The 13,319-nt window shown below is 69.6% G+C and carries 12 protein-coding genes; 9 read left to right on the forward strand and 3 right to left on the reverse strand.

Going from position 1 to position 13,319, the window contains the following annotated elements:
- Positions 1–113: 113 nt before the first annotated feature.
- Together ACFWHU_RS00655 and ACFWHU_RS00660 are read right to left on the reverse strand one after the other, a co-directional pair.
- Positions 114–548: a hypothetical protein gene (locus tag ACFWHU_RS00655; RefSeq protein ID WP_385793212.1), complete on the reverse strand. Its 435-nt coding sequence runs from the start codon at positions 546–548 to the stop codon at positions 114–116.
- A gap of 166 nt (positions 549–714) precedes the next feature.
- Positions 715–1,224 carry a MarR family winged helix-turn-helix transcriptional regulator gene (locus tag ACFWHU_RS00660; RefSeq protein WP_387222868.1) on the reverse strand — a complete coding sequence of 170 codons (510 nt, stop codon included), beginning with the start codon at positions 1,222–1,224 and terminating at the stop codon, positions 715–717.
- A gap of 128 nt (positions 1,225–1,352) precedes the next feature.
- Between ACFWHU_RS00660 and ACFWHU_RS00665 the strand changes: the two genes are divergently transcribed.
- From ACFWHU_RS00665 to ACFWHU_RS00690, 6 genes are all read left to right on the forward strand, one after another.
- Entirely contained in the window at positions 1,353–1,778 is a 426-nt protein-coding gene (locus ACFWHU_RS00665; protein WP_387222871.1) for a Rid family hydrolase, read from the forward strand.
- A gap of 472 nt (positions 1,779–2,250) precedes the next feature.
- Complete coding sequence (locus ACFWHU_RS00670; RefSeq protein ID WP_385793209.1) at positions 2,251–2,643, forward strand: VOC family protein; 393 nt, start codon at positions 2,251–2,253, stop codon at positions 2,641–2,643.
- 291 nt (positions 2,644–2,934) lie between these two features.
- Entirely contained in the window at positions 2,935–3,930 is a 996-nt protein-coding gene (locus tag ACFWHU_RS00675) for an aldo/keto reductase (RefSeq protein WP_387222874.1), read from the forward strand.
- 520 nt (positions 3,931–4,450) lie between these two features.
- Positions 4,451–5,287, forward strand: a complete 837-nt coding sequence (locus ACFWHU_RS00680; protein WP_387222876.1) for a helix-turn-helix domain-containing protein — start codon at positions 4,451–4,453, stop codon at positions 5,285–5,287.
- 83 nt (positions 5,288–5,370) lie between these two features.
- On the forward strand, positions 5,371–5,838 hold the full coding sequence (locus ACFWHU_RS00685) for a cupin domain-containing protein (protein WP_387222878.1): 468 nt from the start codon (positions 5,371–5,373) through the stop codon (positions 5,836–5,838).
- Entirely contained in the window at positions 5,835–6,554 is a 720-nt protein-coding gene (locus tag ACFWHU_RS00690; protein ID WP_387222881.1) for an SGNH/GDSL hydrolase family protein, read from the forward strand. Before ACFWHU_RS00685 ends, ACFWHU_RS00690 begins: the two co-directional genes overlap by 4 nt.
- 83 nt (positions 6,555–6,637) lie before the next feature.
- On the opposite strand, the gene ACFWHU_RS00695 is transcribed toward ACFWHU_RS00690, so the two are convergent.
- Positions 6,638–9,019 carry a hypothetical protein gene (locus ACFWHU_RS00695; protein ID WP_387222883.1) on the reverse strand — a complete coding sequence of 794 codons (2,382 nt, stop codon included), beginning with the start codon at positions 9,017–9,019 and terminating at the stop codon, positions 6,638–6,640.
- A gap of 174 nt (positions 9,020–9,193) precedes the next feature.
- Between ACFWHU_RS00695 and ACFWHU_RS00700 the strand changes: the two genes are divergently transcribed.
- From ACFWHU_RS00700 to ACFWHU_RS00710, 3 genes are all read left to right on the forward strand, one after another.
- Positions 9,194–10,243 carry a LacI family DNA-binding transcriptional regulator gene (locus ACFWHU_RS00700; protein WP_385793201.1) on the forward strand — a complete coding sequence of 350 codons (1,050 nt, stop codon included), beginning with the start codon at positions 9,194–9,196 and terminating at the stop codon, positions 10,241–10,243.
- A complete protein-coding gene (locus tag ACFWHU_RS00705; RefSeq protein ID WP_387222887.1) occupies positions 10,240–11,838 on the forward strand; it encodes an FAD-dependent oxidoreductase in 1,599 nt (532 codons plus the stop codon). Before ACFWHU_RS00700 ends, ACFWHU_RS00705 begins: the two co-directional genes overlap by 4 nt.
- A 208-nt stretch (positions 11,839–12,046) precedes the next feature.
- Positions 12,047–13,318: an ABC transporter substrate-binding protein gene (locus ACFWHU_RS00710; protein WP_387222890.1), complete on the forward strand. Its 1,272-nt coding sequence runs from the start codon at positions 12,047–12,049 to the stop codon at positions 13,316–13,318.
- The last annotated feature ends 1 nt before the right edge of the window (position 13,319 follow it).

Raw genomic sequence — 13,319 nt, forward strand, 5'->3', positions numbered from 1 at the left:
CCGCCCCCCGCTCCATCCTCCCGGTCGGGGGGGGCCGGGGGGGGGGGGGGGGGGGGGGGGGGGGGGGGGGGGCCCCCCCCCCCCCCCCCCCCCCCCCGCGGGGGGTGACCGGCTCAGGCCGCGTTCAGCGGGGCGTTCCCACGCTGGACGACTCGCCACGACTCCCATCCGCGGCAGACGATGTAGGCGAAGATCGTGAACGCCGCGACCGTGGAGTCGGTGATCGAGGACTGCATGCCCTCGGTGGTGTCCAGGATGGTGAAGGCGAGCACCGCCGCCGCGACCTTGTGGAGGATCACCAGTTCCCAGATCGCCGGAACGTGCCGCGGCCGGTAGGCGAGCATCGCCCACATCGCGCTGAACACGAAGTAGCCGAAGGTCCGCCATCCCTCCACCATCAAGCGGTCGTCACTCGCTTCCGCCATCAGGAAGAACCCGTTGACGAACACCGCGAACGTGACGGCGGAGTTGAGGCCCATCAGGCCTCGGCCGATGAGATCCCAACGCCGGGACGGGGTGCTGTGGACCGTGGTGGTCACTGTGGCCATGACGGGCATCCTTTGGTGAGGAGAGACGAGAATCGAGAACACTGTTCTCTGTTGAGGAAAACCATGCCTCACCCCTCCGGGCGAAGTCAAGAACAGTGTTCTCGTTCATGGTCGGCATACCGCGAACCCCCTTGCCGGCGCGGCCTCTCGTCGCATCGGACGACTGTCAGCCGAAGTCGTCGGGGACGATGCGGAGTTTCTGCGCGATGCGGGCGAGAGCCTTCTGGTCGGCCGTGTTGAGCGAGTCGAGGACGATGCCGCGTACGGCACGCAGGTGCGTGGGCGCCGCCAGTTGCACGATGTCGAAGCCGGTGTCGGTGAGCTCGGCGAGGGTGTAACGGCCGTCGGCCGGGTCGGGCGTCCGTACGACCCAGTCGCGCTGTTCACAGCGCTTGATGACGTTGGACAGGCGGGAGAGCGACCCGCTGGCGAGGAAGGCGAGCTCCCCCATCCGCAGCTTGCGCTGCGGGGCCTCGGAGAGGTGACTGAGCACGAGGTACTCGAACAGGGTGAGGCCGTGCTCCTGCCGCAGCGGCGACTCCAGCTTGCCGGGCAGCAGCAGGACGAGGGAGATCAGCCCCGTCCACGCCGCCTTCTCCTGCTCGTCGAGCCAGCGCAGCTCCTCATCGCCCTCGTGTTCGCCCGTGCCGCTCATGGACCCTCCCGTGCTGCTCATGGATCTTCCAGCCCCTCCGGCGAAGTCCGCCATCACTTTGCGCTTGAAGTCATCGCTTGCTAGTCTCACTTTACGCGTGAACTCACACAAGAGAAAACACACGCCTGTGGACAGGAAGAGGAAGCATCATGAGCACCGTCACCTTCGGCATCGCTCCGGGCTACGGCGAGAAGCTGCACGAGGCACTCGGCTACAGCGGGGCCGTCCGCGTCGGCGACCGGGTCGAGACCTCCGGGCAGGCCGGGGTGGATGACGACCTGGTCATCCCCGACTCGCTGGAAGACGAGATCATCCAGGCTTTCGACAACGTGGAGCGCACGCTCGCCACGGTCGGCGCGACATGGAAGGACGTCATCCACGTCAACTCGTACCACAAGGTCGCACCCGGAGATGACGTCATCGGCGACGACCACAACACGGTCATGGCCGAGCAGTTCCGCCGTCGCCTCGACGGCCGCGCGCCGATCTGGACCGAGACCGGCGTCACGGTCCTCGGCCTCGCCGCCATGCGCGTGGAGATCCGCGTGACCGCCGTCGTCGGCTCCGGGAACTGAACCATCCCCTCCAATGACCGACCCGTACTCACCAAGGACCGAACCTCTTCGTGGCGGGCGGTCGCCCCGAAACCGGGGCGATGGCCTGCCGCGCGCCCGTCCCGATCGCTCGACCGGGCGCGCCGGAACCGAGATCGGCTTCGGCTTCGGCTTCGGCTTCGGCGAGTACGGCTCGATGTTCACCACGCTGAAGCACAACGCGCGGCGACTGGAGAGATGTGCGGCCGGGCGCCGGAGATGCGGTTCGCGAGCAGGGTGAGCGTTGGCGGCGGGGTTGAGCAGGTCGGCGCCACCGTGCGCACACGACTTGTCCGGCCCGGCAGTGACGCCGGCCGTCGCGGAGCGTTAGGCACGCTATGTCAACGCCTGCCCATACCGTTGCGCCTTCGCTGCCGTTTCCCCTGACGCGGCATCAAGGCCGTGCGGTACGCGCTCTCTTGGATCCAGTCATCTCCGGACAGGGTGTGACCGCATGGTGCATGTACTGAGCAGCAGGATTCTGCTCCGGCCCACCGACCCCGAGCGCTCACGGGTCTTCTACGGCGAGAAACTTCGCCTGTCGGTCTACCGCGAGTTCGGCGCCGGACCCGAGCGCGGCACCGTCTACTTCCTCGGCGGCGGCTTCCTCGAGGTCTCGGGCCGCTCCGACACCCCGCCCTCCCCCGGCCTTCAACTGTGGCTCCAGGTCGAAGACGCGCAGGCGACGTACGAGCAGCTCGTACCGCGGGGCGTCGAGATGCCGCGGCCGCCCAGAAAGGAGCCCTGGGGACTGATCGAGATGTGGATCGCCGATCCGGACGGCGTAATGATCTGCATCGTCGAAGTGCCCCAGGACCACCCGATGCGCTACCGGCCCGGCATCTGACCGCCGACACGGCGCGGACTCCTGTACACCGACATCCGCCGAAGGACTTCCGGAGCCGACAAGAACCACCACCAGCCAGATCTCACCGTACTCATCGGCGGGCGTCAGGCGCCTGGCGTCCGGAGCGTCCGTGCAGAGGTGCCGGGATGCCGGAACGCCACCGCGGTCGTTTCATGGGAGGTGGCCGGTCTGCGGACCGGATCGCGGCGGCTGTGGAACGACGGGCGTCGCCCAGGCCTCGGAGACGCCCTTCGGGGCCGCACGACACCAGCGTCGAAGGGCCACACAACGATGAAACAGCGCACACGCACACTTCGGGATCTGAAGGTCTCACCGCTCGGCCTCGGCTGCATGGGGATGTCCGCCTTCTACGGCACCACCGACGAGGCCGAGGGCATCAGGACGATCCAGCGTGCTCTCGAACTGGGAGTGACCTTCCTGGACACCGCCCAGGTGTACGGCCCGCTCACCAACGAGTCCCTGGTCGGCCGCGCGGTGAAGGGTCACCGCGACGAGTACGTGATCGCCACGAAATTCAATCTCCGCATGGACGATGCCATCCCCGGCGACCCGGGCACGGTCGGACGGCAGGACGGTTCGCCAGAGCACGTCCGCAGCTCGATCGAAGGCTCCCTGAAGCGGCTGGGCACCGACCACATCGACCTCTACTACCAGCACCGAGTCGATCCGCAGGTGCCGATCGAGGAGACCGTCGGGGCGATGGCCGAACTGGTCGCCGACGGAAAAGTGCGCCACATCGGCCTGAGCGAGGCGAGCGCGGAGACGATCCGGCGCGCCCACGCCGTGCACCCGATCACGGCGGTACAGACGGAGTACTCGCTGTGGAGCCGGGACCCCGAGGCCGAGGTCCTGCCCGTCTGCCGCGAGCTGGGCATCGGGTTCGTGCCCTACTCCCCGCTGGGCCGCGGTTTCCTCGCCGGCAGGTTCTCCTCCCCGGAGGAACTCGACAAGGACGACTTCCGGCGCAGCGGTCCCCGCTTCACCGGCGACAACCTCGACGCCAACCTGCGGCTCGCGGCGAAGGTGAAGGAGATCGCCACCGAAAAGGGCATCACGCCCGCTCAGCTCGCCATCGCGTGGGTGCTGGCGCAGGGCGAGGACCTGGTCCCGATCCCGGGCACCAAGCGCCGGACCTACCTCGAACAGAACGCCGGCGCGCTGGACGTCGAGCTGACGGCGGACGACCTCACCCGCATCGACGCCGAGGTCCCCAAGGCCGCCGGACAGCGCTACGACGAGGCAGGTATGTCCACGGTGAACCGGTAGGCGCCCACAAACGCGGTCGCGGCGTACTGGTCGATGCGTCCAGAGCCCTCCCGGGCTGCGTCCCCCCGGCAGCCAAAGCGCTGCTGGAAGCGGCGACGGACGCCCGCCGCCTCAACGTCGGACGCCCTCTCCCCCACGACTTCCTCACCGACGACTGGGCCGAAGCCGCCTTCGCTGAACTCGCCTTGCCCGTCCACGGCAATCAAGCCGCCCTGCGCCCCCCGACCTTCACGACGCCCGCCCACCCCCGTCACCGTTCCCGGCCCCGTGGCCCCGTGGTGGCAGCACCGACGCCCTGTACCGGCTGCGGAATTGCGGGAGTTGGCCTCCGACCGGGAGGGGGCTGAAGCCCTGGCCCGGCAGGTCTCTCAGGGCGGCCGGCCGTCCGGGCAGGCAGACCTGGAGCCGATACGCCGCCGGAGATCACGGAAGGTCACCAGCAGGCTGGGTACCTCGGGGAACCAGCGACAGTTGATGGCGAGAGTCCATCAGTAGAGCGCCGGTTCGTACACTGACGACGGTGGAAGACCATACGGCCACCAGGATCGATGCACCTCCGGCGCCCGCCTTGCGACGGTACGTCAGCTCGTATGCCGGTTTCGACCTTCGCGGGTTCCCGGCGGGGGTGCACTGCGGTCCGCCGGGCCGCGTGCTCACTGCGGTGATCAGCCTGTCCGACCCTTTGGAGGTGGCCGCGGGCGTCGACGACGGGTCACCGGTCACCCGATTCGGCAGCGTGGCCGGCGGTCTGATGTGCCGATCCGTCGCGATCCACCATGACGGACGCCAGCAAGGCGTGCAGGTGTCGCTGACACCGCTCGGGGCTCGGGCCGTCTACGGCATGCCCGCCGCTGTGCTCGCCCACCGGCTGGTCCCACTCGACGAGCTTCTCGGAGCGCTTGGCGTCGAGCTGGTCGACCGGCTCCGAGCGGCGACGACATGGGCCGCGCGGTTCGCCGCGCTGGACGAGTTGCTCCTGCGAGCCGTCGGCCGCAGCGCCGGCAACGACCGCGTCCCCCGGCCACGCCCCGAGGTGGCCGAGGCCTGGCGCCTCCTCGTCGCCGCGCGGGGCCGCGTCCAGGTGGGGGCGGTCGCCGCGGAACTGGGCTGGAGCCGTCGGTATCTCACCGAGCGGTTTCGCGGTGAGGTGGGCCTGTCGCCGAAGACCTTCGCCCGAGTTCTACGCTTCGAGCAGGCACACGAACTGGCGACGGCGCACGACCCGCTCCCGTGGGCCGATGTGGCGACCGTCTCCGGCTACGCCGACCAGGCCCATCTCGTTCGGGACTGGCGCGAGTTCACGGGCCGATCGCCGACGGCCTGGCGTCGCGGCGAAGTCCTCCTCGGGACCGGGTAGTCGCCGGCCGGCTGCCCGTCGCGTCGGCTTCCGTTCCCTTTCCTTCAAGACCACCCGGTCGCCGTCCTGTGACGATCGTCGGCATGAGACTCGTCAACTGCGAACGCAACGCCATCGACCTGCGGACCACCCCCGTGCACCTCGGGCTGGGATCGAGAGCGAAACCCGTCGAGGGCTTCGCCTGGGACCCCGAGGTGCTCCAGGCCTACAGCGCCGCGGTCGCGGCGGACGGCGCCGAGGGCCGGATGGTGACGATCTTCGACGGCGACGGCCCCGGCGACCATTGGGAGCGCCACCCCGCCGGTGACGAACTGGTCGTCTGCCTCAGCGGGTCGGTGACGGTCACCCGCGACGTGGGCGGGGTGCCCGACCGCGTTGAGCTCGGGGCGGGCGAGGCCACCGTCAACCCGGCCGGAGCATGGCACGCGGTCGACATGGCGGGGCCGGCGTCCATCCTGACCATCACCGCCGGCCTCGGCACCGACCACCGACCCCGGACCGACACCTGCCCGACCGAGCACGTCGGCACGCCCGGCCCGCAAGCGCCGTGACGACACGCGTCGCGTGCCTCGGCGACAGCCTCACCCGTGCGCAGCTCAGCGTCGACTACCTGGACCTTCTCGAACGACGCCACCCTTCCGGGGACGTGCGGCTCGCCCGCTTCGGCGCCAACGGCGACTTCGCCTACAACCTCTTGCGGCGCCTCGATGCCGTCGTCGCGGACCCGCCCGACGTGATCACCGTGCTGATCGGGACCAACGACGCCCGAGCGAGCCTCGTCGGCTACCCCGTCGAGCGGGCCATGAAGCGCAAGCGACTCCCCGAGCGCCCGTCGGCCGGCTGGTTCCAGCAGTGCCTGGGAGCCGTCGTCGAACGGCTGCGAACGGAGACCGACGCGACGATCGGTCTGCTGTCGCTCCCGGTCCTCGGCCAACAACTCGACGGAGCGGCGGCGCAGGCATCTCAGGCGTACAGCCGGATGATCGCCGAGATTGCCGGCACCAACGAGGCGACCTACCTCCCGCTCCACGAACGCCAGATCGAGGAACTACACCAAGCGGACCCGGCGCCGATCCCGTACCGGGACCCGACGCCCGCGGCGGGGGTCGGCGTCCTCGTCCGGCACGCCGTGCTGCGCCGCAGCTTCGACACGATCTCGCGGCGCCGAGGTCTCGTGCTCACGACCGACCACGTTCACCAGAACAGCCGCGGCGCCGCCCTTGTCGCCGAGGTCATCGACACCTGTCTGCCGACCCGGAGCACATAGCCGGTTCCTGCGGCGGCCCCTTTCCTGCGTATTCGCTTCCCAGCCCTACGAGGGGGGGGAGGCAACGACAACGGACCCTGGTGTCAGCGGTGGCCGTCGGTTCGAGGTTCGCCGGGGCGTCGCGAACGGGCCGCCCGCGACAGGGTGTGGTGGCCCTGGCGGTCCGTCCTGGGTGCGAGGCCGTGGTAGATCCGTGGCGCGCCGTCAAGTGTCAGCGTCGCCTTGCCGCCGGTGACCGGGATCCGCCGGACCTGGCCGACCGCGTCCACCTCCTGTACGGCGGTCGTGGCGGCGACCACGACCTTGGTCTTGGTCGGCCAGGGGTCGGTCCATACCTCGGGGGCGGGGAAGTGCCAGTCGGTGCGTTGGCCGGCGGTGTTCAGCAGATAGCCGTCGGCCCGGTGCCACAGCACCAACGCGGGGCCGTCGGGTGTGTCGAACCACAAGCCGAACGTCAGCGGATCGGCGAAGGTCAGCCGGCCCCGGAAGGTGGCCCGGTCGAGCGTGCGGGCCGCGGTCGCGTACGCCAGGAGCGACGGCTTCGGGCTGAGGTCGCGGTTCATCAGACCGTAGTGGTACTCGGCGTTGTCCGGGTCGGCGACCTGCGGCATGCCGAGCACGCTGTCGTGGAACTGGTACCAGCACACGGCCCGGACCCCCTCGGCCTTGGCCAGTGCGAGGGTCAGCAGCACGTTCTCGGCGGCATGCCGGTAGGTGTCGTGCCACCAGCTGTTGGGCTTGGTGGGGGCGTACGCCTCGGTCAGCCAGATCTCCTTGTCGCCGTGCTCGGCCATCAGTGCCTTCAGTTGGCGCAGGCCGCCGTAGAAGTTCCAGTAGGTGCCGTTGCCGCCGGTGGTCCAGTTGTCGCCCGGCGGTATGTAGTCCGGGGTGAAGTTGCCGCGTCCCGGGTGGTAGGCGAAGGCGTCGATCATGTTCCAGCCGCCCGCCGCGATGAACTTCTCCACCCACGGCTTGTCCATGCCGGCCAGTCCGTTGTTCATCAGCTTGATGGTGTCGCCGGTGACTGCCCGCCGGTCGAAGACCGGCCGTAGTGCCTTGTCCAGGTATGCCTGCGCGGCGTCGCCCGTGTTGAACGGCCTGTTCAGCTCGTTGCCGACCTCGAAGTAGCCGGCGCCGGCACCGACCGCCACCGCCAGTTTGTCCGCGGCCCAGGTGGCCGCCTCGGCGTCGGTGACGTCCAGCGACGGCTGGAGTTCGATGTTGTGCCGCATGCCGCGGGCGTCGAAGGCGGCGGGCGGCAGCCCGGGGCCACCGTCGTAGGCGATCCGGACCAGGCTGATGCCGGCCTTCTGCCACAGGTCCAGTACGGCGTCGTCGCTCGGCCGTCGCAGCCACGGATAGTTGGCGGCGGCGAACATGCTCTCGGCGCCGGCCTGGTAGTCGTATGACGGCAGGACCGCGAGACTGGTCCGGGCGAACGCCTCGTCGTCACCGGATCTGACGACCACTTCGGCCAGCGCGATCCCGCCGGCCGGTGCGGCCAAGGTGAAGGTGTGCTGCCAGGTGGCCGCCGCGGCGACGCTGCCGGTCGTGGTGGTCTCGGCCAGCAGGGCGCCGTCGAAGCCGCGCACCCACAGTTCCAGGTCGACCGTTCTGGCCGCGCCGCCGTTGGCCACCAGGGCGGTGATCGCCATCTGCTCGCCGGCCGACTCGTACAGGTTGAAGTCGCGGTTCGTGGTGAGTTCGAGGCCGAGTTCGCGGCCCAGGCCGATGGTGGCGGTGGCTGACGGCCGGGTCTCGGAGAAGAAGAAGTCGGCCCGGCTGGTCCAGCCCCCGGCGGGGTCGGCGACACCCGGCGCGTGCACCCACGTCGCGTTCGTCCATGCCTGGCGGGACCGCTCCAGCAGGAACAGACCGTGCAGCGTGGTCCCCCAGGCGGAGGTGTGCGCGACGCCATGAGTCGTCTCGTACGGGATGCCGCCGCCGGTGTCGCGCACCCATTCGGTGATCGCGACGTAGTCGTCGGGGGTGGTCGGCGCCTGGATAGCCCGGCTGAACAGGAAGCCGTCCGGGACCAGCGTGTCCGCCCCGGTGATGTGCCACTCCAGCACGGCATGGGAGGTGCCGACGCTGAACCAGCCGGTGACGTCGGTCGGGCCGGCCGCGGCGTCGAACGTGTAGTCCATCCGGATCGCCGGCTTCCCGTCCGGTAGCGCGCTCAGCGTCGGAGTGCCGCCGGTGGACACGTGGATGCCGGTGACACTGTCCTTGACCTGGAACTTCGACCCGGCCGACCGGGTGACGCCACCGGCGTCACGGATGGCGAGCCTGCCGCCCGCACCGGCCAAGAGGCTGATTCCACCGGCGGTCAGGGTCACGTCGCCGGCCGCGGCGTGCGCGGTGGTCGGGGCCGACTCGGCGACGAGTACGACGCCGGCGGCGAGGGCCGCGCCGAGGAAGCCCCGGCGGTTGAGGGTGGGTCGGGAGAAGCCTTCGGAGACCATCGTCCGCTCCTGTCCAGCGCATGGCGGCGCAGTTGATAATGCCTATCTTCAATTTCGTGAACGACACGTTTCCAGTTCACTACCCTGGTGTCAACGGACTCTTGCCGTGGTGATCCCTCGTGCGTTACGGTCACGACCGACAGATGAAGTTAGGCATTATCAGATGGAGGAGCGATGTCACCGAGACCTCGCCGTGTCACGCAACGCGAGATCGCAGAGCTGGCAGGCGTCAGTCAGACCACGGTGTCGGTGGTGTTGAACGACCGCGACGGCTCGAACGTGCGGGTCCCCGAGGCCACCCGGGCGCGGGTCAAGGAGGCGATCGAGCAGCTCTCGTACGTCGCGGATCCCGCAGCCCGCCGGCTCGCCGGCCTGGACAACCAGATCATCGGCGTCTTCACCTACGAGGCCGCGCTGTCCCCCGAGAGCATGGACTTCTACGGTCCGCTGTTGAACGGGATCGAGCGAGCCGCCGAGCAGATCGGCTGCGACCTGCTGTTCTTCACCTCCTCACCGGTTGAGAACGGCACGCGCAGCCTCTTCCACCGCAAGACCCGGCTGCGGCTGACCGACGGCTGCGTCCTGCTCGGTCAGCAGATGGTCGCGTCCGAGCTGGAACGGCTGGTCGCCGAGCAGTTCCCGTTCGTCGCGATCGGCCGCCGGGACGAGACCGCCGCCGCGGTGCCGTACGTGGCGATCGACTACATCACCCCGACCACCGCGCTGATCGATCAGGCGGCGGCCGGCGGGCACCAGCAGGCGCTGTACGTCCACCGCGGCCGTGACACGCCGACCGCCCGGGACCGGCGCGACACCGTTGAGGGCGCCTCGGCGGCGGGCAGGCTGGCTTTCCTGCTGGTCGGTGAGGAGCGGATTGCCGACCTGCCCCGACTGGCGCGGGCGACCGGGGCCACCTTGATCATCGCGGAGGACGCGTTCCTGGCGGAGGATGTCGCGTACGCGCTGTTCGGCGCCGGGGTCGCCGTACCTGACGAGATCTCGCTCGCCGCACTCGGTGAGGTGCGCGGCCATCGCGTGGAGGGCCGGTCGCTGGCCGGCTTCCACGTCCCCAGGCAACAACTGGCGACAGAGGCACTCGATCTCCTCCAGCTCATGATCACCACGGCCCCGCAGGAGTGGACCGGGCTGGACCGGGAGCGGCTGCTGGTCGCCGAGGTCGAGCCGGGAGACACCATCGTCGCGCGAACGGACGCGCCGTCATGACCGACAGGATCACCGCCGAGGTGGCGATCATCGGCGGCGGACTCGGCTCCGTCGCCGCGGCGCTGGCACTGCTGCAACACGGCCGCCGTGTGGTGCTGACCGAGGAGTACGCCTGGCTCGGCGGGCAGCTCACCTCGCAGGCCGTGCCGCCCGACGAGCACATCTGGGTGGAGCAGTTCGGCGTCACCGCGCGCTACCGCGCGTTGCGGGAGGGCATCCGCCGCTACTACCGCGATCACTACCCGCTGACGGCCGCCGCGCTTGCCGACCGGGAACTCAACCCGGGCCGTGGCCGGGTGAGCAGGCTGTGCCACGAACCGCGGGTGGCCGACGCGGTGATCACCGCCCTGCTCGCGCCGTACCGGTCGACCGGACGGCTCACCGTCCTGCACCCTGCGATACCCGTGGCGGCCGAGGTGAAGGACGCGACGGTCCGTACCGTCACCGTAGCGGACCCGCGCACCGGGGCCGAGACGGTGATCAGCGCCGAGTACGTACTGGACGGGACCGAGACCGGGGATCTGCTGCCGCTGACCGGGACCGAGTACGTCGTCGGGGCCGAGGGACGGTCCGACACCGGAGAGCCGAGCGCTCCCGAGGCCGCCGATCCGGGCAACGTGCAGTCGATCGCGTGGTGCTTCGTCTTCGATCACGTCGCGGGCGACCACACCATCGCCAGGCCGGACGACTACGACTTCTGGCGCTCGTTCGAACTGCCCTTCTGGGGTGCGCCGATGCTGTCCTTCACCGCGCCGAACCCCCGGACCCTCCTGCCAGAGGAACGGACCATGAACGTCAACCCGGCCGGCGACACCACCGGGGACCCCCGATTCGACGCGGGCGACCGGGATCTGTGGCAGTTCCGGCGGATCGCCGCCCGGCAGAACTTCACCGACGGCTTCTACGACAGTGACATCGTGCTGGCCAACTGGCCGCAACTGGACTACGTCAGCGGCTCGATCATCGACACCGACGACCGGCAGCTCCACCTGGACGCCGCGAAGGCGCAGTCCCGCGCCTACGTGTACTGGCTTCAGACCGAAGCGCCTCGTCCGGACGGTGGCCGCGGCTGGCCGGGACTGCGGCTGCGCGGTGACCTGGTCGGCACCGCCGACGGGTTCGCACAGGCGCCGTACATCCGCGAGTCCCGGCGGATCAGGGCACTGACCACCGTGCGGGAGCAGGACATCTCGGTCAAGGCCCGCGGGGACGCCGGACCGGCCCGGTTCGACGACTCGGTCGGGGTGGGGATGTACCGGATCGATCTGCATCCCTCCACCGGTGGCGACAACTACATCGACGTCGAGTGCGCGCCGTTCGAGATACCGCTCGGCGCGCTGGTCCCGGTGGCCACCCAGAACCTGGTGCCCGCCGCCAAGAACATCGGTACCACCCACATCACCAACGGCGCCTACCGGCTGCATCCGGTCGAGTGGAACGTCGGCGAATCGGCCGGGGAGCTCGTCGCGTACTGCCTCGAACTCGGCCTGAGCCCACGGCAGATCGCGACCGACGAGGACCTCGTCGGCCGACTCCAGGGCAGGTTGACCGCGGCTGGGATCGAACTCCACTGGCCGCACATCGCCGGCTACTAGGCCCTGCCCGGCGGATCTTCGGGGGCCCGGGACGCCTGGCACGGCACCTCTCCGCGTTGTCGAATCATCCAAATACGTCCAGTACGAGCACGATCCTCCGCCTTGCGATGTACCGCACCAGACGCCCCCGGCCGATCCCCGAAGATCCGCCGGACAGGACCTGGCCCACCGAAGGCGCAACGCGCCGAGAGCAGGAAAGACCCACACCATGAACAGAGCAAGAAAGCTGCTCGGCGCGGTCGCGCTGACGACGGCGCTGACGATGACAGCCGCCTGCGGCGCGTCGACCGGCGGGGCCGGGGAGACGGACGCCACGGACGTCAAGCTGCGGATGACGGTCTGGACCTCGAACGAGGAACAGCTCAAGCTGTTCGACACGATCGCCGCCGCGTACCGGGCCAAGCACCCCGAGGTCTCCTCGATCACGTTCGAGAGCCTGCCCTTCGAGGACTACAACACCACCCTGACCACGCAGATAGCCGGCGGCAACGCTCCCGACCTGGCCTGGATGGGTGACCTGTCGACGGACCTGATCGCCGCCGACGCGCTGGTCGGGCTGACCGACAAGCTGAAGGCGACCGACGGCTGGCAGTACGACGACCTGGAGGGCAGCGCGACCAAGGAGTTCAGCCGGGACGGCACGCTGTACGCCTACCCGTTCTCGACCTCGCCGTTCGCGCTGTACGTGAACACCGACCTGCTGGCGAAGGCCGGGCAGAAGATCGACCCGAAGGCCCTGACCTGGGACCAGGTCGCCGCCGCCGGCGCGGCCGTCCACGCGGACACCGGAAAGGGCGGTTTCGTCGTCCGGGACTTCGACTACAAGTCGTGGAACATGCTGTCCACGGTGTGGACCGGCTTCGGTGCCGCCGCGTGGAGCCCGGACGGCAAGACCTGTACCTTCGCCGACCCCGAGATGCAGCGGGCGTTCACCTTCCTGCACGACGCCGCGTTCAAGACCAAGGCCATGCCCGGCCCCGGCACGACCGCCGACTTCTTCGCCGGTGACGCCGCCTTCACCGTGGCTCAGGTCTCCCGCGCCTCGCTGCTCACCGACAAGTTCGGGTTCGCCCTGTACCCGCTGCCGACGGGCCCGGCCGGCCGGTACTCCGTCATCGGCCAGGCCGGCGTGGGTGTTCTGGCCGGCGGCAAACACAAGACCCAGGCCACGGACTTCCTCGCCTACCTGACGAATCCGGCGAACTCGCAGAAACTGGCGCGGTTCTTCCCGCCGCCGCGCAAGTCTCTGCTCACCGGCGCGAAGCTCGCCGCCGACACCAAGGTGCTGACCGCCGCGCAACTCCAGGAAGCCGTGGTCGACCAGCTGCCCGACGCCGTCACCCTGCCCAACCACACCAGTCCGGCCGAGATCGCCCAGAAGGGCAAGACCGCGCTGGACGCGATGTGGAAGGCCGACGCCGACATCCCCGCCGTGCTGAAGTCGGTCTGCACCGCGATCGAACCGATCCTGGCCAAGTGAC

Source organism: Streptomyces sp. NPDC060366, from assembly GCF_042725135.1.
Classification (GTDB): Bacteria; Actinomycetota; Actinomycetes; order Streptomycetales; family Streptomycetaceae; genus Streptomyces.